This is a genomic window from Bradyrhizobium sp. USDA 4504, from assembly GCF_054063995.1.
Genome location: NZ_JBSSGV010000001.1, coordinates 2,429,533 through 2,448,929 on the forward strand (window position 1 = coordinate 2,429,533; position 19,397 = coordinate 2,448,929).

The following is a 19,397-nucleotide window of genomic DNA, read 5'->3' on the forward strand; positions in this document are numbered from 1 at the left end:
ATGGTTACCGCTGCCGGCCTCGGCGCATGGTGGAGAGTGAGTTAACGCTCACATCGCGAAGCTAGACGGCTACGCTGAGCGGTCCGGTGCGCAGCTTCAGATCCACCGGCGTCGGGTTGCGCAGGATGTCCAGCACGGGGCAATGACGGTCGACGGTTTCCTTCAGCCGGGCGATGTCGGCCGCGGAGGCCGGGCTGTCGATGGCGACCTCGGCCTCGATCTGCTGGAAACCGGCTCGCACGTCTGGATCGACGCTGAAGAAGCCGCGCAGATCGATGGCGCCCGACAGCTTGACGGACACGCCGTTGAGGGGAATGCCGAGCGCGTCGGCATAGAGCCGATAGGTGATCTCCTGGCACGAGCCGAGCGCGGCGAGAATGTACTCGACCGGGTTCGGTGCGGTGTCCTCGCCGCCCAGCGCCGGTGGCTCGTCGACGCTGACGTTGAATTGCCGCACGGCAACGCGGCTATTGACGCCGTCGCCGAGTTGCGAAGTCGCCTGGAACACGGCCTGCGCCTGCGCCGGTTCGGCGCCGAGCGCCTGTTGGGTGTCTGCGAAAACCTGCTTGAACCTGAAGCTCATCGTTCGTCTTCCCCATGGCATCAATCACGAGAGGCTGATCGAACGGCCCATGCAGGGCAATAGTCGCGAGATAAAAACGACAGCAGCTCCGCGAAGCGCGAAATTTGCAGCAGCATTTTTCCCGCGCGCGTCGATGCGTAGGATGAGTAGAGCCAACGGGGCCGCGCAAGGCGCGGCCCCGTTGATAGAACTCCGCGAAACCCATAGTGGTGCCGCTCGCGAGATGAGCTGATGGGTTTCGCTGCGCTCTACCCATCCTACGGGCCACCCATCCTGCCGTGTCACGCGGCGAGGGCGTCCTGGTTGATCTCGCCCTTGGCGAGCGCCGTCAGCAGCGTGTCGACGTGCCGCTCTTCGTCGAGACTGTCGTGCAGGAGCCGCTGGTCGTCGCGCAGATTGAGCTGACCGGCGAGGGCGGCCGCGCTGCCATAGGCGGCGATCTCGTAATGCGCGAGCTTCTGCGCCGACGCGACGAGGCCGGCATCGCGCAGATTGTCGTCGGGCAGCAGCGAGACCATCTTGGCGGTCTCGTGGATCAGCGCCTGCATGGCCTGGTCGGTGTGCTCCAGCGGATCGGCCCCGTGCATCCGCAGCAGCGACTTCAACCGCTCGCCCTGCACGATGGTCTCGCGGTGATGGCGGCTGAACGCATCCTTGAGCGACGGATGCGAGGCGATCTCCGCCATCCGCGCCAGCGCCACGGCGAGCTGCTCCTCGACGCTTGCGAGTTCCTGAAGCTCGGCGACATACATGTCCTTGAAGCTGGTGATCCTCATCGTGAAACCCTTCTTGTTTCGGCGTTCAGGTTGTTTCGGCGTTCAGGCGGTGTGGCCGCCGGAACCGGAATCGACCGGCGTCTTCTTGGCGCGTTGTGGCGTCATCTTCGCCGGGTCCGGTTGCCCGGGCACGCCGCGCGGCCCGAGTTGCTGTCGCTGCAGATCGTCCTCGGAGAAGGGCGGCTCGACGCCGTTCGGGTTGCTGCGCTCGATCGCGGTTTTCAGGTCGTCATCGCGCTGGTTCATGCTGGCGCTCCATCATCACGGCGGCACGGAACCTGGATCGGACGAGGCGGCACGTTCCGCGCTGCACGGCCAACGATGCGCGCGCGAAATCGTTGCAAACAAATCGGGGGCGCGGCGCTACGCCACGAGCTTCGGCAGCGCGGCCGCGAGCGCATCCACCGCAAAGCGGATCTTGAGTGGCAGTCGCGGCGTCGGCAGCCACAGCGCGTGGCAATCGTAGGGAAATTCCCCGCTGTCGCCGAGAACGCGGACCAGCGCGCCGGTGTCGAGGCGTTCGCGCACCAGCCAGGAGGGCAGCCACGCCAGCCCCATGCCGCGCGCTGCGGCATCCGCGATGGCTTCGAGGTCGTCGAGCCTGAGCCGCCCGGCCGGCCAGACCTCGTGCGGCGCAAGACCGGCGCGCGGGAACAGCCAGGGGCGAACGCGGCCCGAGCGGCGGTAGACGATCGCCTGGTGCCGGCCGAGCTCGTCGAGCGTGCGCGGCCTGCCATGGGCCTTCAGATAGGCGCGCGAGCCGCACACCACCATGCGCTGGCGCGCGATGCGCCGCGCGATCACGCCGGATTGCTCGTTGAGCTCGCCGGTCCTGATCGCAAGGTCGTGACCGCCCTCCATCAGATCGGCGATCGGATCGCCGAACGAAAGATCGAGCTCGAGCGCGGGATATTTCTGCGCGAGCTTCAGCAGCGTGGGGACGATGCAGTAGCGGCCGAGCAGCGCCGGCATCGTCACCCGCAGCCGCCCGCGCGGCTGCGACGATTGATCGGAGGCGAGCGCGTCGGCCGCCTCGGCCTCGCCGAGCACGATGCGGCAGCGCTCGTAATAGGCTTGCCCTGAATCGGTCAGGCTCTGCCGCCGCGTGGTGCGATGGAGCAGGCGGACGCCGAGCCGTTGTTCGAGGAAGCGCACATGCTTGCCGACCATCGGGGCCGACATCTCGAGCGCATCGGCGGCGGCCGCGAACGAGCCGAGATCGACCGCCCTGACGAAGACGGCCATGCTGGTGAGGCGATCCAATTCAAAACTCCTGGTTTCGATTGTCGGAGCTACCGGGTGATTTATCCGGCGATCGCCGCCGGGCATAGCGGCATTCCATTCAATTGTTTTGGAGTTCGCCCATGGCCCGCGGCGTCCGCTTTCACCAGCATGGTGGTCCCGAGGTGCTGCGTATCGAGGAGATCGCGGTTGCGCCGCCGGCGCCCCGCGAGGTTCAGATCCGAGTCAAGGCGCTCGGGCTCAACCGCGCCGAGGCCTCGCTGCGCCGGGGCAGCTATATCGAGACCGCGACGCTGCCGTCCGGCCTCGGGCTGGAAGCCGCCGGGATTGTCGCGGCGATCGGCGAAGGCGTCGAAGAATTTGCGCCGGGCGATGCCGTGAGCATCGTGCCGCCGGTCTCGATGGTGCGCTGGCCGGCCCATGCCGAGCTCGCGACCTTTCCGGCGGAGCTTGTCGTCAAGCATCCGCCCGCGCTCGGTTTTGAAACGGCCGCTGCGGTGTGGATGCAGTATCTCACCGCGTTCGGTGCGCTGGTCGATCTTGCAAGGCTCGGGCGAGGCGAGTTCGTCGTCATCACAGCGGCGTCGAGCAGCGTCGGGCTCGCGGCGATCCAGATCGCCAACCGGATCGGCGCGGTCCCGATAGCGGTGACGCGGACATCGGCCAAGGCGCAGGCGCTGCGCGAGGCCGGCGCGGCGCACGTGATCGCGTCGGCGGAGCAGGATCTGCAATCAAGGCTGGAGCAGATCGCGGGACCGAACGGCGTGCGCGTGGTGCTCGATGCCGTCGGTGGCCCCGCCTTCGTGCCGCTGACGGCGGCGATGGCACCCGGCGGCATCCTGATCGAATATGGTGGACTCAGTCCTGAGCCGACGCCGTTTCCGCTCGCCAACGTGCTCGGCAAGAGCCTGACCCTGCGCGGCTACCTCGTGCACGAGATCGTGCGCGATCCCGCGCGGCTTACCGCGGCGAAGGCGTTCATCCTCGACGGGCTTGCCGATGGCACCTTGAGGCCGATCATCGCCAGGACGTTTGCGTTCGAGGAGATCGTCGAGGCGCACCGGTACCTGGAGTCGAACACGCAGTTCGGCAAGATCGTGGTGACGGTGTGAGGGTCGCACCAACGTCATTGCAAGCGAAGCGAAGCAATCCATCGGCTCGCATGCACGGAGGTATGGATTGCTTCGTCGCTGCGCTCCTCGCAATGACGGCGGAAAGACCTCACGTCCCGCAGAACGTCTGCGTCACGCGCTGCTCGGGGAGCGGCGGATCGGCGTAGGCCGCGAACTGCGGCTGGTCCTCATAGGGTTTTGCCAGCACCGTCAGCAATTCCTCGAACGGCGCGTAGTCATCCGAGTTCACCGCAGCCGCAATCACCGCCTCGATCCGGTGGTTGCGCGGGATGAAGGCCGGATTGACCGCCTGCATCGCGGCCTTGCGCTCGGCCGGCGCTTGCGGCTCCAGCGCGAGGCGGGTGCGCCAGCGGGCGGCCCATTCGTCGAACGCCGCGGGATCGGTGAACTGCGCGCGGACGTCCGCGGCGTCATCGCTTGCGGCCTCGCCGAGATGGCGGAAGGTCAGCGTGAAGTCGGCCGCGTTCTTGGCCATCGCGTCGAGCAGGTCCTGGATCAGCGCCTCGTCACCGTCGCGCGCGGTGAACAGGCCGACCTTGGCGCGCAGCCCGGCGTTGTAGGCCGCGGTGAACTTTTCGGGGAATTCGCCGAGGATCACTTGCGCCTGCTCGATGGCCTTCTCCTGCTCGTCTGCGAACAGCGGCAGCAGGCATTCGGCGAGCCGGGTCAGATTCCACAACGCGATGCGCGGCTGGTTGGCATAGGCGTAGCGGCCCATCTCGTCGATCGATGAGAACACCTGCGCCGGGTTGTAGGCATCAAGGAAGGCACAGGGACCGTAATCGATGGTTTCGCCCGAGATCGAGGTGTTGTCGGTGTTCATCACGCCGTGGATGAAGCCGACCAGGAGCCAGCGCGCGACCAGCGCGGCCTGCCGCGCCACGACGCCGGCGAGCAGCGCGTGATAGGGCTGGGCGGCGTCCGTCAGCTCGGGATAGTGCCTGGCGATGACATGGTCGGCGAGCGCGCGCACGCCGTCGGTGTCGCCGCGGGCGGCGAAGAACTGGAAGGTGCCGACGCGGATGTGGCTCGCGGCGACGCGGGTCAGCACCGCACCGGGCAGCGCGGTCTCGCGCATCACGGGCTCGCCGGTGACGACGGCGGCGAGCGAGCGGGTGGTCGGGATGCCCAAAGCGAACATCGCCTCGCTGACGATGTATTCGCGCAAGACCGGACCGAGCGCAGCTCGGCCGTCGCCGCGGCGGGAGAACGGGGTCGGGCCGGATCCCTTGAGCTGGATGTCGCGGCGGACGCCGTCCTTGTCGATGACCTCGCCGAGCAGGATGGCGCGGCCGTCGCCGAGCTGCGGAACAAAGTGCCCGAATTGATGGCCGGCATAGGCCATGGCGATCGGGTCGGCGCCGTCAGGCAGCCGCTTTCCGGCAAGGATCTCGGCGCCCTCCGGCGCCGACAGCAGGTCCGGGTCCAGCCCGAGCTGGACCGCGAGCGGCCGGTTCAGCTTGATCAGCCGGGGGGCGGCCACCGGGGTCGGCGCGACGCGGGCGAAAAAGTTCGCCGGCAGCGCCGAATAGGTGTTCTGGAACGGGAAATGAATGGTCATATCCCGAAGATAGGCCTGCGGGCCGAATAGGCAAACGATTGGCGCCCATCTGGCGCCGGATCGCAGCAAAATCTGCAGTTTCGGGCCAAAAGCGGGCGTTCCCTTGGTTGCCGCCCCGAGCGGGCTCGGGTAAACCCAGCGCCTTCGGATAGGAAGTTTCCTATCGCGATTCTCCTCCGACATCAGTTTTTGGAACGACTATGCATCGCTACCGGTCACACACATGCGGCGCGCTCCGAGAGGGCGATATCGACCAGACGGTCCGGCTTTCGGGTTGGGTTCACCGGGTCCGCGACCATGGCGGCGTGCTGTTCGTCGATCTGCGCGACCATTACGGCATCACCCAATGCGTGGCAGATCCGGACTCGCCGGCATTCGTCGAGGTCGAGAAGTTCCGCTCCGAATGGGTGGTGCGGATCGACGGCAAGGTGCGCCGCCGTCCCGCCGGCACCGACAATCCGGAGCTGCCGACCGGCATGGTCGAGATCTACATCAAGGAGATCGAGGTGCTGGGCCCGGCGGCCGAGCTGCCGCTGCCGGTGTTCGGCGAGCAGGAATATCCCGAAGATATCAGGCTGAAATATCGCTTCCTCGACCTGCGTCGCGAGAAGCTGCACCAGAACATCATGACCCGCGGCGCGGTGGTCGATTCCATGCGCAAGCGGATGAAGGAGCAGGGCTTCTTCGAATTCCAGACCCCGATCCTGACGGCATCCTCGCCGGAAGGCGCGCGCGACTTCCTGGTGCCGTCGCGCATCCATCCCGGCAAGTTCTACGCGCTGCCGCAGGCGCCGCAGCAGTACAAGCAGCTGTTGATGATGTCGGGCTTCGACCGCTACTTCCAGATCGCGCCGTGCTTCCGCGACGAGGACCCGCGCGCCGACCGTCTGCCGGGCGAGTTCTATCAGCTCGACGTCGAGATGAGCTTCGTCACCCAGGACGACGTGTTCGCGGCGATGGAGCCTGTCATCACCGGCGTGTTCGAGGACTTTGCCAAGGGCAAGCCGGTCACGAGGAACTGGCCGCGGATTCCGTTTGCGGAGGCCGTGCGCAAATACGGCTCCGACAAGCCCGATTTGCGCAACAAGATCGTGATGCAGGAAGTCTCCGAGCACTTCCGCGGCTCCGGCTTCAAGGTGTTCGCGCGCATGCTCGAAGACCCGAAGAACCAGGTCTGGGCGATCCCGGGCACCGGCGGCGGCAGCCGCGCGTTCTGCGACCGCATGAACTCGTGGGCGCAGGGCGAAGGCCAGCCGGGTCTCGGCTACATCATGTGGCGCGAGGGCGGCGAGGGCGCAGGCCCCTTGGCGAACAACATCGGCCCCGAGCGCACCGCTGCGATCCGCGATCAACTCGGCCTCAAGGAGGGCGATGCTGCGTTCTTCGTCGCCGGCGATCCCGAGAAATTCTGGAAGTTTGCGGGTCTCGCGCGCACCAAGCTCGGCGAGGAATTGAACCTGATCGACAAGGACCGGTTCGAGCTCGCCTGGATCGTCGACTTCCCGATGTACGAGTATGACGAGGAGAACAAGAAGGTCGACTTCTCGCACAACCCGTTCTCGATGCCGCAGGGTGGCCTCGACGCGCTGACGACGCAGGACCCGCTGACCATTAAGGCGTTCCAGTACGACATCGCCTGCAACGGCTACGAGATCGCCTCCGGCGGCATCCGCAACCACAAGCCGGAAGCGATGGTGAAGGCGTTCGAGATCGCAGGCTATGGCGAGCAGGAGGTCATCGACCGCTTCGGCGGCATGTACCGTGCGTTCCAGTACGGCGCCCCGCCGCATGGCGGCATGGCGGCCGGCCTCGACCGTATCGTGATGCTGCTCTGCGGCACCAACAATCTGCGCGAGATCTCGCTGTTCCCGATGAACCAGCAGGCCATGGACCTGCTGATGGGCGCGCCGTCGGAAGCAACGCCGAAGCAGCTTAAGGAGCTGCACATCCGCACCAACCTGCCGGCGAAGGGTTAGGCGGGCCTTCACCTCGCCCCGCCTGCGGGGAGAGGTCGGATTGCATCGTTAGATGCAATCCGGGTGAGGGGGAGCCTCCGCGAGTCCGTTCGACAGCAATTTTGCAGAAGCAGCCCCTCACCCTGACCCTCTCCCCGTAAGAACGGGGAGAGGGAAAAGCAGGTAAGGGCCCAGCAATCACAACCCCGTCGAGGCCTCGATCCGGAACTGCGCCAGCGCCGATTGCGGATCGGTCTTGAGGAGCTGCATCAGCTGAAGCGCCGGCGCCTTCGCGCGCGGAGTGAGCTTGATGACCAGCGTCTGTCCCGGCGTCTCGATGAACTGGCCGATCGCGGTGACGAGCGCGGTGGCGTCGGGATTACCCCCGCCGATCTCGCCGCCCTGCGCCTTGATGGCGTCGAGGATGACCTTGCGCGCCTCGTCGCGGCTGACGTTCCGGGTGCGCGCAAATTGAGCGACGGCGAGATCGATGACGCCGAGGTCGTGGACCGCGAGCTCGATCGTGCCGGTTTCGATCTGCGCGGCCGCGCCCATTGCTTCCGCGGCGCTGGTCGAGAATGCCTCACGCGGCACGTTGCCGAGCGTGACCTTCGCCGACGCGCTCAGCAGGCCCGCGATGTCGAGCTTGACCGGCTCGAGCGCGAACGCGCGTGAGGTCTCGGTCCAGACGGCGCCGAGATCGGCGTCGACGGCCATCCCGGTCGATCCCGGCAGCGACGAGCGGTTGCTGCCGCGGATCGGCCGCATCGAGCGGCGCCGCCAGCTTCGCGGTCAGCCGCAGCTTGCTCGGGATCGATCCGACGAACTGACCCCAGTCGAGGCTGAGGACGTCGATGTTGACCGGCTTGCCGGTGGCCTTGTAGGGCGACGCGACGCCCTTGACCTCGACGCCTTCGATCAGCGGGAATAGCGCCAGCGCCTGTTCGGCCGACGGCTTCTGCGCGGCGAACTGCGCCGAGAGCCGCATGAAGTTGGCGACGTCGAGCGACTTCAGCGCAAAGCGTCCGACCTTGATGGGACCGTTCGGCGCACGGGTATCGAGTCCCTCGACCGCAAGCTCGCCGATCTTGCCGTGTTCGAAGTTGAACCGCATCGAGGCGAGCTTGAGCGGGCCCTGCGGCGTCTCGACCGAGAGCCCATGCATCTCGGCATCTGCGATTCCGATGCCCGAATAGAGGCCGGCGACCTTGTCCAGCAGTTCGCGTGCCTGGGCGGCAGACGGCGGCGGACTCCCTTGCGGCGGGATCATTGCCAGCAGCGCCGGCAGTTGCATCCGTGACGGATTGATCCTGGTGTCGTCGACGGTCACTCCCTCGATCCGCATGTTCACACCGGGCCCGGCGGTAATGACATAAGGACCGGCCGAAACGTGTCCCTGGATCCGATACTCCCTGTCATCGTTGGCCTTGCCTGGATCGAATATCGCAGCCATCGCGCCGACGTCGATATCGGTCGCGGCGATGTTGGCGAGCTCGCCGGTCATTTTGATCGGCTTGCCGGCCGCCTGCTGGTTGATCGTGAACACAACCTTGTCGGTTTTGCTGGACGCGATTTTTCCGTCCTTCATGTTTTCGATGGCGATGCCCGAATAGGCGAATTCGCCGCCGGCGCCGTCGCCGGCTTTTGCGGCGGCGCTGAAGGTCATCGTTCCGGTCAGGCTAGGCGCAGCGACCGATGATGCGTTGATGCTCGCGAGCAGTCCGAACGCGGACCGGTACAGCTCGAAGATCGACGACGACGCCGGAAGCTGGGGCAGGCTGGCGGGGCCGGAATAATCCTTCACCGTGATCCGCGGCGCCTTGTAGGTCAGTGAGGCGATCGTCGGGGTCGGTCCCGACATGCCGATCTCGACATCGCTGAACTCGACATTGCCGGCGGAGACCCGTGCCGCGTCGGTTTGACCGAGGCCGGTCATCGTGAGACTGGCAATCTTGACGCTGACCGGGGATTGCGTCCCCGACTCGGTGGCGACGTCCGCGATCGTCAGGGTGCGGCTCTTGACGTCGAACGTGATCTTGCCGTGGCTCGCCTTGGCGCCAGTGGCACGGACCTGCTCGAAGGCGGCCTCGACGTCGCGCGTGACCCGGCGCTGGGCGTAGAAGTCGAAACCGAAGAAGCCGGCGGCCGCGATCACAACCACGGCGATCAGGCCGAGCAGAATTTTCTTCATTCGGTCAACTCCGGATCATCAAGGGAAAAAAATTGCCAATCCCGGCCGAATGGCGCGGGGAGGGGCAGGCGTCGATGAACGGCCGGCCCGGACCTATTGACGGGGATATTATCGGATGTTGCATCCAAGTGGTTGGACATGCTTCACATCCGGCTCGATTTGCCGGACAACTGACTTTTGCCTGGATTAGCACAGAAACAAGAAATTTGGGCCGGAAACGCGGGGAGCACGCATGTCGTCATCGTCTGAAGAACTCCACAACGCGGCGCTCGCCTATCACCGGCTGCCGCGGCCGGGCAAGCTCGAGATCCAGGCGATCAAGCCGCTTGCCAACCAGCGTGACCTGGCGCTGGCCTATTCGCCGGGCGTGGCCGCCGCCTGCACCGAGATCGCCAAGAACCCGGCCGAGGCGGCGACGCTGACCGCGCGCGCCAATCTGGTCGCCGTGGTCTCGAACGGCACCGCGGTGCTCGGTCTCGGCAATATCGGTCCGCTGGCCTCGAAGCCCGTCATGGAAGGCAAGGCGGTGCTGTTCAAGAAATTCGCCGGCATCGACGTGTTCGACATCGAGATCAAGGCCGACACGATCGAGCGCGTAGTCGAGACCGTTGCCGCGCTGGAGCCGACCTTCGGCGGCATCAATCTCGAGGACATCCGCGGACCTGAGTGCTTCGAGATCGAGGCGCAGCTCAAGGAGCGCATGAAGATCCCGGTCTTCCACGACGACCAGCACGGCACCGCCATCATCGTCGCCGCGGCGATCGTCAACGGGCTGTTGTTGAACGGCAAGCAACTGTCTGACGTGAAGATCGTCTGCTCGGGCGCCGGCGCCGCCGCGATCGCAACCCTCAATCTGCTGGTCTCGATGGGGGCGCAGCGCAAGAACATCTGGGTCTGCGACATCGACGGTGTGGTCTATGAGGGCCGCAACACCACGATGGATCGCTGGAAGGCGGTCTATACCCAGAAGACCGACGCACGCGTGCTCGCCGACGTCATTCCCGGCGCGGACATCTTCATCGGACTGTCTGCACCGGGTGTGCTGAAGCCCGAAATGGTCAAGCAGATGGGCGACAAGCCGCTGGTGATGGCGCTGGCCAATCCAGTGCCGGAGATCATGCCGGATGAGGCGCGTCTGGCGCGTCCCGACGCGATGATCTGCACCGGGCGGTCGGACTTTCCGAACCAGGTCAACAACGTGCTCTGCTTCCCCTTCATCTTCCGCGGCGCGCTCGACGTCGGCGCCACCGCGATCAACGAGGCGATGAAGCATGCCGCGGTGGACGCGATCGCGCAGCTCGCGCGCGATCCGCCGTCGGATGCGGTGGCCCATGGTTTCGAGAGCGGCGAGACCCAGGGGTTCGGCCCCGGTTCGCTGATCCCGAGCCCGTTCGATCCGCGCCTGATCCTGCGCATCGCGCCGGCGGTGGCCAGGGCCGCGATCGAGTCCGGCGTCGCGACCCGGCCGATCACCAATTTCGACGAATACGCCGCCAATCTCGGACGCTTCGCCTTCCGCTCCGGCCTCACCATGAAGCCGGTGTTCGCCAAGGCGAAGACCCAGCCGGTGCGCGTGATCTACGCCGAAGGCGAGGACGAGCGTGTGCTGCGCGCGACGCAGGTGGTGCTCGAGGAAAAGCTGGCGCGGCCGATCCTGGTCGGCCGGCCGTCGGTGGTCGAGACCAGGATCAAGCGCTTCGGCCTGTCGATCAAGGCCGGCCGCGATTTCGACCTGATCAATCCCGAGGACGATCCGCGCTACCGTTCCTATGTGCAGTCCTATATCGACGTCGCCGGCCGGCGCGGCGTGACACCGGAGGCCGCGCGGACCGTGGTCCGCACCAACAATACCGTGATCGCGGCGCTTGCCGTGTCGCGTGGCGAGGCCGACGCGATGCTGTGCGGCGTCGAGGGCCGCTACATGAGCCATCTGCGCCATGTCCGCGAGATCATCGGCTTCCTGCCGGGGGTCAGCGACTATGCCGCGCTGGCGCTGATGATCACCTCCACCGGCGCCCATTTCCTCGCCGATACCCAGGTGCGGCCGAACCCGAGCGCGGAGGAACTCGCTGAAGTGGCATCGCTCGCGGCGATCCACGTCCAGCGCTTCGCCTTCAAGCCGAGGGTCGCCTTCGTGTCACATTCCGACTTCGGCAGCTATGACACGGATTCCTCGCGCAAGATGCGGCGGGCGACCCAGCTCTTGAAGGACAAGCATCCGGAGATCGAGGCCGACGGCGAGATGCAGGGCGACACCGCGCTGTCGGCGGCGGCGCGGCGCCTGGTGCTGCCGCAGTCGCGGCTGGAAGGCGAGGCCAACATCCTGATCATGCCGAACCTCGATGCCGCCAACATCGCCTACCAGATGATCAAATCGCTCGCCAACGCGTTGCCGGTGGGGCCGATCCTGATCGGTCCGGCGCGCCCGGCGCACATCCTCACCCCCGGCGTGACGGCGCGCGGCATCCTCAACATGACGGCGGTTGCCGCCGTCGAAGCCCAGGAGCGCGCCGGCCGCGCGCAGCCGACGCTGTTCGGCTGACGGCCGTTGTTTGAGCACGTTATGTTCGGAAAACCGCAGCGCGGTTTTCCGCATCGTGTTTGAACCGAGATGGATTCGATTTGATCGAGGCAGGCGGAGCGACCATAATCGCTTCGCCTGCTTCGTCCGATTTCCGCCATCCAGTGAGGCCGACCCATGCCAGCGTTCATCACCTTCGGGCGGATCCTGTTCGCCGTGCTGTTCCTCTATTCGGGAGCGAGCAAGCTGTTCGGCATCCAGGCGACGGCGGATCTGCTGGCGGCCAAGGTGACGATCCCGGCCGTGGTCGCGCCCTATACGCAGCAGATCGAAACCGCCGTCGGCATGCCCTTCATGCAGCTGCTGGCGGTCACGATCGGCGGCTTCGAGATCGTCGCGGGGCTGATGATCGCGGTGAACGTGCTGGCGCGGTTCTTCGCGATTCTCCTGATCATCTTCGTGTGCTTCGCCACCTTCTACTTCCATGACTTCTGGAATCAGCCGGCGCCCGACAACCTCAGGACGCTGATCGATGCGCTGAAGAACCTGTCGCTGATCGGCGCGCTGTTCATCATCGCCGGCTACGGCCGCGGCCCGCGCCGCGACGACCCGGCCTATGGGGACGTGTAGGACGATACGCAGCTGTGGAGGGCGGGTTAGCCGAAGGCGTAACCCGCCGACCTGCGCATTCGGCAAGAGGGGTGGCGGGTTACGCTGGCGCTAACCCCCTCTGCGACGTTCAGAAAGATGGTCCCCACATAGGTACGCTTTCAAACCTCTCGAGGCGGACCGTTTTCCTGCCAGCCGACGACGCATCCGTGCCAAGTCGCATGATGTCTCGGTCTTTGGTATCGACGCGCAGCTCGAGTTTGCCTGGGCAGTCTTTGGCCTGTTCGATCTCCAGGGCGAACGGAATTGGAAGTGTCTTGCTCATGTTGGGAACCACGAAGGACTGGAAGAGCTTCTCCGAGCCCGTCGGGCTCTCCGGCGTCATTTCGACGAGATAGAAGTACAGGAATTCCCCGACAGAGGCCTTGCGGTCGCCGGGCGCTTGCACGAGTTCGCCGCGCAGGGTGGTTTTGCAGGCGCCGACTGCGCTGGTTGCGACCAGCGACGCCATCGCCACAAGAGCTACGGCCTTCGCCACGGAGGTCATGCCGTTGTTCATCGCAAGCTGCTCGGGATCTATGCGCTTCGCCGCCACGGCGTCACGCTGACATCCTGCGCGGCATCGATCAGCTGCGGCGCGCCGGCGTGCAGGCCGTGCGCTGATAGCACCTGTTGCGGGGTGTGGGCAGGGACGCCCGGAAAGCACGGCTCGCCGTCGGGGATGCGCACCTTCGGGGCGACCGAGAGCCAGAACGTGTCGTAGCGGTCCATGAACATGTCGAACACGCCGGGGCCGCCGATGATCGCGACCATGCCCGAGGTCACGCCGGCCTCGCGGCTCGCCGTCTCGAACGGACAGCCGGCGGGATTCCACAACAGCGCCTTCGGATTGTCGGGGTCGGGCGCGGTGGCCGCGACCTTGCTGGTCAGGATCAGCCGCCGCCGCTTCGGCGCGTTTGGCTGCTCTTCCTGGGAGTGACGGCCATGCACGACGAGGTCGGCGCGGTCGAGGGCCGCGGTGAAGAACCGCTTGTCGCCCTCGATCTTGAGGTCGTCGGGCATCACATTCCGCGCATTCGCCAGCCGGCCATCGGCGGAGACGATGACGAAGCCTTCGATACGCAGCGCCGGCACCAGGATTGTCGCCGGCGTTATTGCTGATCGACGGTGGTGACGACGCTGTTCACCGGGCGCGAGCTTACGGTCGGCAGCTTGACGTCCTTGGCGAGCTCCTGCTCGTATTGCGGCAGCACCGTTACCGGAAACTTGGCGCGCATCGCGACCACCTTGTAGCCGCCGGCCTTGAGCTGCGTCAGCAGCGTGGGCAGCGCTTCCGCGGTGTGCTTCTGGAAGTCGTGCATCAGGATGATGCCCTTGCCGAGCTTGTTCAGCTTCTTCATCACGGTGTCGATCACCTGCTGCGGCTTGCTCGCCTTGAAGTCGAAGGAGTCGAGGTCGCAGGAGAAGATCGCGATGTTGCGGTTGCCGAGATAGGTCACCATCTCCGGCGGATGCTGCAGCGCCGGGAAGCGGAAGAACGGCGAGGGTGAGGTCTCGAGCGCCCACTTGACCGCAGCGTAGCCGCGCTCGATCTCGTCCTTCTTCTGATCCTCGGTCAGCTTCTTGTTGTTCAGATTGGCGTGCGACCAGGTGTGGGCGCCGACCGTGTGGCCGGCGGCATAGACCTGCCGCAGGATTTCGGGGTGATAGGTCGCGTGCTTGCCGATCGGGAAGAAGATGCCCGTGGTGCATTCATCCGCGAGCGCCTTCAGCACCGCCGGCGTGTTGCCCGGCCACGGGCCGTCGTCGAAGGTCAGCACCACCTCATGGTCGCGCAGGAAGTCGAGCTGCTTGAAATGCTCGAAGCCGAAGCCCGGACCGCCGGTGGTGTCGATCTCGACCGTGCGGCCGACGCCGAGCGCGTTCGGATTGTTGCAGGCGGCGCGCGCCGGCTGTGGCGGTTGCTTCGGCGGAACCGGGGCTGCGGTTGCAGTGGCCGCTGCCGGGGCTGCGGCGGCGGGCGCGGGAGCCGCGGCCGCTGGTGCTGGTGCTGTCGGTGCCGCAGTAGCGCCCTTGGGGGGCGACGTCTGCGACCAAGCTGCGCTCGACGCGAGCAACGATACGGTCCCCGCAAAAATCAGACCTGTCGCAATGCGCATGGCGTGTTCCCTGCTGCTCGCGCTCCCGACGCCGGCATTGCCGCGACCGGGTCGCTTCGCCCCCAACCGATCGTACCCTAGTCGCAGTGGCGACGCCAAGGCAATGAACGTGGCGAGCGCGTGTCCAAAATCCTCGTCGGATCAGTTAATTCCGGGGATTATCGTCATATCTCAGGCGGCCGCCAATGCCCGTGCGATCCCGGTCTTGATGCGCGTGTCGTCGGGCGCAACCGACTCAGCGAAAACGTCGGCGATGTAGCCATCGCGGCCGATCAGGTATTTGTGAAAATTCCAGCGCGGCACGTCCTTCGGCCGGGCCTCCGCCGCCCAGCGGTAGAACGGATGCGCGCTCGCGCCGCGGACGATTGCTTTCGCCGCGATCGGGAAGGTGACGCCATATTGATGCTGCGCAGTCTCGGCGATCTCGGTCGGGCCGCCGGGCTCCTGGCCGCCGAAATCATTGGAGGGGACGCCAATGATGACGAAGCCGCGATCGCGGAATTCGGTCCAGAGTTGCTGCAGGCCGGCATATTGCGGCGTGAAGCCGCAAAGCGAGGCCGTGTTCACGATCATCAGCGGACGGCCGGCATAGTCGGCAAGTCTGATATCGCCGCCGCCGAGTGCCGGAAATGAGAAGGCGTAGGCGGTGATCCGGCTTATCGCGGGCTGCTCGGCATGCAGCGGGCGGGATGCCGCGGCTGCGGCGATCGCGGTCACGATCAGGGTCCTGCGGTCCATCATGGTCTCGTCCCCGGAACAGATGTTCGTCCGGATCATAATCCGGAGGGGACGCGCAGGCTTTCAAGAAGGCGTTATTGCCGGAAGCGGGTCGCCCGGATGGCCTCAGCGCAAAGGCAGGATGAAGTCAGTGCCTTCGCCGGTCTCGCCTTGGTTCACACCGAGGTCGGAGACGATGATCGATCCGCCGGTGCCGAGAGCTTCGCTGATCCGCGCCATCACGTCGGCCGGAATGGAGATGCGGTCGAGCGCCTCGGCCGGAGTGTTGGTCACCGGCTGCGGCTTGGCCTCGGCCACTGCTGCGGCCGCGACCTTGCGGCGATGCGAGGTACGCTCTTCGACGTCGATGCGGGCGACGTTGCGGGTCGGCAGCGTCACCACCGACCAGCGCAGCAGGTTCGTATCGGTCTTGTCGGCTTGTGCGGTGAACACATGGGTGCCGAGCGGCCGGTCGCTTGCCGCGATCGTCACCGGCACCTCGAACAGAGGTGCAAAATTCTGCCGCACGTAGAGCTTGGAATCCTTGCGGCTGATGAACACCGCAATCTGGCCGGCGCGCTTCGGCACGTCGATCCTGGCGGTGCCCGGCAGCCGCGCCGGATCCTTCTTGGCGTCGGGCGCATCGGCTGCAGTCGCTGCCTCGGCGGGCTTGTCAGCGGCCTTCGAGGCATCGGCCTTCGGTGCGTCGGTCTTCGGTGCATCGATCTTGGGCGCCTCGGCAACACCAGGCTTGGCGGCGTCCGCCTTCGGCTCGTCGGCCTTGGCTTCCGCCTTCACCGGATCGCTTGCGGAGACCTCGCTCTTTGGCGTGTCGGTGCTGGCGGTGGTTTCGCCGACCGTCTTGTCATCTGTGGTCGCGTTGCTGTCGTGGCCGGCGGAATTGGTCTCGGCCGGCTTGTCGGCGGCGGCCGTCTCGGGCTTCACGGTCTCGGACTTGTCCGCTGCGATCTTCTCCGCGATGGCGTCGCGCGCCGTGGAAGAGGATGCATCGGACATTGTCACTGACGCACTCGCTGCCGGCATCGCGCTGCTGGCGTCGGCGGTGTGGGTGTTGTCGCGCAGCGACGCGGCGGCATGGCCGACGCTGCTGCGCAAATCGAGACTAGACTGCTTGTCGGCGCCCTTGTCGCTCTTCACGCCGAGCGGCGCATCCATCTTCAGAATGTCGTCGGCGACCGGCTGCTGCGGCGCCACCTTTTGCGTGACCAGCAGCGGGTGCGAGAAACTTTCCGGCGAGATCGTGCCCGGCGTGACGAAGACGCGGGCGCCCATCCGCGTCCAATTGTACATCTTGACCGCGAACGACATCGGCATGCGGATGCAGCCGTGGGACGCCGGATAGCCGGGCAGCACGCCGGCGTGCATGGCGATGCCCGACCAGGTGATGCGTTGCATATACGGCATCGGCGCGCCGCTGTAGATGTTGGACTGGTGATACTTCTGCTTCTGGATGACGCTGAAGACACCCATCGGGGTCGAATGCCCCTTCATGCCAGTCGACACCGGGCTCTCGGCATAGAGGCCGTTGGCGTCGTAGAGGCTGACCCGCTGCTGGTCGATCGAGACCGAGATGATCAGGGGACCTTGCGGCTTGCTGCCGGCCTCCTTCTCGATCGCCGGATTCTTCTTGGCTGTGTTGCGCTTCGGCTTTTGCCGGTGCGGCTGCGGCATCGGCTCGTAGTCGCCGTAGAAGGCGGAGTCGCGGTTCCAGTAATAGAGCGCTGCATCGGCCTGCGTGGAGGCGGCGACGGTGCCGGCGGTCGTCAGAATTGCCAGCTGCCAGAACCGCTCATTCGCGAAGTCAAAAACCGAAATCCGCCGTCCACCTGCGCGCATATTCCGAATCCCAGTCCAAACTACATGTTGGTTGTCGCAGACGCACAAAGCGTTCACCAGCGCAAGCGATCTAACCCTTCCGTGAGGGCGGTATTTTCGACGAAAGAGTAACAAAAAAGCCTCACAAGAGGTTAAAGCGCCGCGTTCGATCACCGAACTGTCAGCGCCTTCCTGTGCGGCGTTTGCGCACTACATAGGCGGGACCCACCCCGCGGAGACCTCAATGACATCGAGAACTGTGAGCTTGTGTGACCTGCGACGGTTGTCTCGATGGGGATGCGCGGTGCTGCTGATGTTGCTGGCTTTGGGGCAGGCGGGTCCTGCGGTCGCGGCCGACGAGCCGGACCTGATCTTTCGCCGCTCCACCGTGTTCAAATGGGTGAGCCCCAACGACAAGCTCGCGACCTATGGCGTCGACGATCCCGAGGTCGAGGGCGTCGCCTGTCACTTCACGGTGCCGGAGAGGGGCGGCTTCAAGGGCTGGCTTGGCCTTGCCGAGGAAGTCTCCGATATCTCGCTGGCTTGCCGGCAGATCGGGCCGATCCGCTTCAAGACCAAGCTCGGGCAGGGCGATGACATGTTCAGCAAGCGCCGGTCGCTGTTCTTCAAGAAGATGCAGATCGTGCGCGGCTGCGACGCCAAGCGCAACGTGCTGGTCTACATGGTCTATTCGGACCGCCTGATCGAGGGCTCGCCAAAGAACTCGACGTCGTCGGTGCCGATCATGCCGTGGGGCGCGGCCGATGCTGCCGTGCAGAAGTGCGGCGAGTTCATTCAATAGCTGGAGCAGGGGCTTGGCCCAGGCGGCTGAGGCGGTGGGCGAGCTAGCGCTCGGTTTGCCCGAACTGCTTCGCGCTGATGCCAAGGCCCGATTTGACCTTCGAGTCGCGGCAGCCGACGAGGCGGACCAGCTTCTGCGGCGCGCACTCATTGTCGCCCATCACGTAGGCGCCTTGCTGCGGCATCGCGGCCGTCATCTGCTGCTGGCCGGATTTGCTCGCCGCGGATTCATTGCCAACACCGATGTTGCCATTGCCCACGACTGACATCCTTCGTTGGATCGGGAGGGATTACGACAACGTGCCACCGCGAAGATGGTTGCACGGCGCCCAGACATGAGTCGACGAAACCGCCGCCCGGTTCACCGCCGCCCTTGCTGTGCTGCTTCTCCTCTCAGCAAAGGAAAGTTAACAAAGCGCGCTAGCTCGTTCAGTTTGCACGCATAATTGGCCGTCGCTCCGGCAGTGGCCGGGGTCCGGCATTGTCGTGCGAAGTTTTCAACAGCCTTTCAGCCACGCTCCTGCCGATGAAATCATTGGTGTTTTCCGCCGAATGTTTCGTGGACCGCTGGTCGACGAAACAATTCGAGTTCCGACGAAACCATTTTCGGCTTGTTCCGCAGAACTCCGGAAACGGCAGATCGTTATCAGACCGTCACATAACGGCGCCGGATGCCGAGCGGAATAACGGAGACTGTCAGATGCGAACCATGAGCCTGATCCTCACCTTCGCCTTTGTGATGGCCGGTTCGTCGATGGCAGGCTCCCCGGACAGCGGTTTGCCCGGTATCGGCACCTTCTCCTATAACGGCTCGCCGGTGGTCACCCCGGCCCCGATGGTGCTGGCGCAGGCAAACTGAGCGCGACGCAAAAAATAGAACTGCCGGTAAAGGCTCCCCATGCTGCTCCGTATCTGTTCCGCCGCGATGTTGGCATCGCTCGTCCTGATGGGGCCTTTGGCGGGCGCCGCGCAGGCCCAATCCCAGCTCCCCCTCGAATCGATGCAGATCCGCTCACTGTACCGCGTGCCTGAACCGCGCGACGAGTTCGTGCGGCAATGCGCGCCGCATATGCTCGGCCGCTGGGCGCATCCCGAGGCGGTGTGCGGCTGCCTGCACGACCACGCCGCCGCGACCGTGGACGATCCCGACCTGCGCCAGGCGCTGCTGCGCGGTATCAGCGAGACCGGCGTGCCGACCATCGAGACCGATTGGGTGCCGCCGTCCAAGCAGGGTGAGATCGGCCCGACCTTCACCAAGATCGCCAAGCCGACCCTGCAATGCATGTTCGAGCCGGTCTCGAACTGAGCCGCGC

At 65.5% G+C, this 19,397-nt stretch carries 19 protein-coding genes; 7 read left to right on the plus strand and 12 right to left on the minus strand.

The window, feature by feature from the left end; translation table 11 throughout:
• Positions 1 to 61: 61 nt before the first annotated feature.
• From ACVMB1_RS10855 to ACVMB1_RS10870, 4 genes are all read right to left on the minus strand, one after another.
• Complete coding sequence (locus tag ACVMB1_RS10855) at positions 62 to 583, minus strand: OsmC family protein (protein WP_456827508.1); 522 nt, start codon at positions 581 to 583, stop codon at positions 62 to 64.
• A gap of 281 nt (positions 584 to 864) precedes the next feature.
• Complete coding sequence (locus ACVMB1_RS10860; RefSeq protein ID WP_028344824.1) at positions 865 to 1,359, minus strand: YciE/YciF ferroxidase family protein; 495 nt, start codon at positions 1,357 to 1,359, stop codon at positions 865 to 867.
• A 42-nt stretch (positions 1,360 to 1,401) separates the two neighbouring features.
• Positions 1,402 to 1,605, minus strand: a complete 204-nt coding sequence (locus ACVMB1_RS10865) for a hypothetical protein (RefSeq protein ID WP_253590428.1) — start codon at positions 1,603 to 1,605, stop codon at positions 1,402 to 1,404.
• Positions 1,606 to 1,722: 117 nt separating this feature from the next.
• Positions 1,723 to 2,622 (minus strand): LysR family transcriptional regulator, encoded by a 900-nt coding sequence (locus tag ACVMB1_RS10870; RefSeq protein ID WP_310884757.1) that lies wholly within the window; start codon positions 2,620 to 2,622, stop codon positions 1,723 to 1,725.
• A gap of 101 nt (positions 2,623 to 2,723) precedes the next feature.
• Between ACVMB1_RS10870 and ACVMB1_RS10875 the strand changes: the two genes are divergently transcribed.
• On the plus strand, positions 2,724 to 3,713 hold the full coding sequence (locus ACVMB1_RS10875) for a zinc-dependent alcohol dehydrogenase family protein (protein ID WP_456835116.1): 990 nt from the start codon (positions 2,724 to 2,726) through the stop codon (positions 3,711 to 3,713).
• 109 nt (positions 3,714 to 3,822) lie between these two features.
• Here ACVMB1_RS10875 and ACVMB1_RS10880 read toward each other — a convergent pair whose 3' ends face one another.
• The gene (locus ACVMB1_RS10880; protein ID WP_456835115.1) at positions 3,823 to 5,295 is read right to left on the minus strand and encodes a protein adenylyltransferase SelO; all 1,473 of its coding nucleotides are present in this window, start codon (positions 5,293 to 5,295) and stop codon (positions 3,823 to 3,825) included.
• A 200-nt stretch (positions 5,296 to 5,495) separates the two neighbouring features.
• On the opposite strand from ACVMB1_RS10880, the gene aspS reads away from it, so the two are divergent.
• A complete protein-coding gene (gene aspS, locus ACVMB1_RS10885) occupies positions 5,496 to 7,271 on the plus strand; it encodes an aspartate--tRNA ligase (RefSeq protein WP_456827511.1) in 1,776 nt (591 codons plus the stop codon).
• Positions 7,272 to 7,833: 562 nt separating this feature from the next.
• Here the strand turns inward: aspS and ACVMB1_RS10890 are convergent.
• The gene (locus ACVMB1_RS10890; protein WP_456848542.1) at positions 7,834 to 9,441 is read right to left on the minus strand and encodes a hypothetical protein; all 1,608 of its coding nucleotides are present in this window, start codon (positions 9,439 to 9,441) and stop codon (positions 7,834 to 7,836) included.
• Between the two features lie 232 nt (positions 9,442 to 9,673).
• Here ACVMB1_RS10890 and ACVMB1_RS10895 point away from each other — a divergent pair, with 232 nt between their 5' ends.
• Together ACVMB1_RS10895 and ACVMB1_RS10900 are read left to right on the plus strand one after the other, a co-directional pair.
• Entirely contained in the window at positions 9,674 to 11,983 is a 2,310-nt protein-coding gene (locus ACVMB1_RS10895) for an NADP-dependent malic enzyme (RefSeq protein WP_456827513.1), read from the plus strand.
• Between the two features lie 156 nt (positions 11,984 to 12,139).
• Positions 12,140 to 12,592 (plus strand): DoxX family protein, encoded by a 453-nt coding sequence (locus ACVMB1_RS10900; protein ID WP_057019907.1) that lies wholly within the window; start codon positions 12,140 to 12,142, stop codon positions 12,590 to 12,592.
• Between the two features lie 109 nt (positions 12,593 to 12,701).
• Here the strand turns inward: ACVMB1_RS10900 and ACVMB1_RS10905 are convergent, their stop codons facing one another.
• The 5 genes from ACVMB1_RS10905 to ACVMB1_RS10925 form a co-directional block, all read right to left on the minus strand.
• Positions 12,702 to 13,130, minus strand: coding sequence for a hypothetical protein (locus ACVMB1_RS10905; RefSeq protein ID WP_456835114.1), 429 nt, complete (start codon positions 13,128 to 13,130; stop codon positions 12,702 to 12,704).
• 17 nt (positions 13,131 to 13,147) lie between these two features.
• A complete protein-coding gene (locus ACVMB1_RS10910) occupies positions 13,148 to 13,705 on the minus strand; it encodes a dihydrofolate reductase (RefSeq protein WP_456827514.1) in 558 nt (185 codons plus the stop codon).
• 17 nt (positions 13,706 to 13,722) lie between these two features.
• A complete protein-coding gene (locus ACVMB1_RS10915; RefSeq protein ID WP_076832034.1) occupies positions 13,723 to 14,730 on the minus strand; it encodes a polysaccharide deacetylase family protein in 1,008 nt (335 codons plus the stop codon).
• Between the two features lie 171 nt (positions 14,731 to 14,901).
• On the minus strand, positions 14,902 to 15,471 hold the full coding sequence (locus tag ACVMB1_RS10920) for a glutathione peroxidase (protein WP_057019911.1): 570 nt from the start codon (positions 15,469 to 15,471) through the stop codon (positions 14,902 to 14,904).
• A gap of 102 nt (positions 15,472 to 15,573) precedes the next feature.
• Complete coding sequence (locus ACVMB1_RS10925) at positions 15,574 to 17,304, minus strand: L,D-transpeptidase family protein (protein ID WP_456827515.1); 1,731 nt, start codon at positions 17,302 to 17,304, stop codon at positions 15,574 to 15,576.
• Between the two features lie 223 nt (positions 17,305 to 17,527).
• On the opposite strand from ACVMB1_RS10925, the gene ACVMB1_RS10930 reads away from it, so the two are divergent.
• On the plus strand, positions 17,528 to 18,085 hold the full coding sequence (locus ACVMB1_RS10930) for a CreA family protein (RefSeq protein WP_028332339.1): 558 nt from the start codon (positions 17,528 to 17,530) through the stop codon (positions 18,083 to 18,085).
• Positions 18,086 to 18,128: 43 nt separating this feature from the next.
• Here ACVMB1_RS10930 and ACVMB1_RS10935 read toward each other — a convergent pair whose 3' ends face one another.
• On the minus strand, positions 18,129 to 18,353 hold the full coding sequence (locus ACVMB1_RS10935) for a hypothetical protein (RefSeq protein WP_456827516.1): 225 nt from the start codon (positions 18,351 to 18,353) through the stop codon (positions 18,129 to 18,131).
• Between the two features lie 440 nt (positions 18,354 to 18,793).
• On the opposite strand from ACVMB1_RS10935, the gene ACVMB1_RS10940 reads away from it, so the two are divergent.
• Together ACVMB1_RS10940 and ACVMB1_RS10945 are read left to right on the plus strand one after the other, a co-directional pair.
• Positions 18,794 to 18,943, plus strand: coding sequence for a hypothetical protein (locus tag ACVMB1_RS10940; protein WP_456827517.1), 150 nt, complete (start codon positions 18,794 to 18,796; stop codon positions 18,941 to 18,943).
• A 39-nt stretch (positions 18,944 to 18,982) separates the two neighbouring features.
• Positions 18,983 to 19,390: a hypothetical protein gene (locus tag ACVMB1_RS10945; protein WP_057019915.1), complete on the plus strand. Its 408-nt coding sequence runs from the start codon at positions 18,983 to 18,985 to the stop codon at positions 19,388 to 19,390.
• The last annotated feature ends 7 nt before the right edge of the window (positions 19,391 to 19,397 follow it).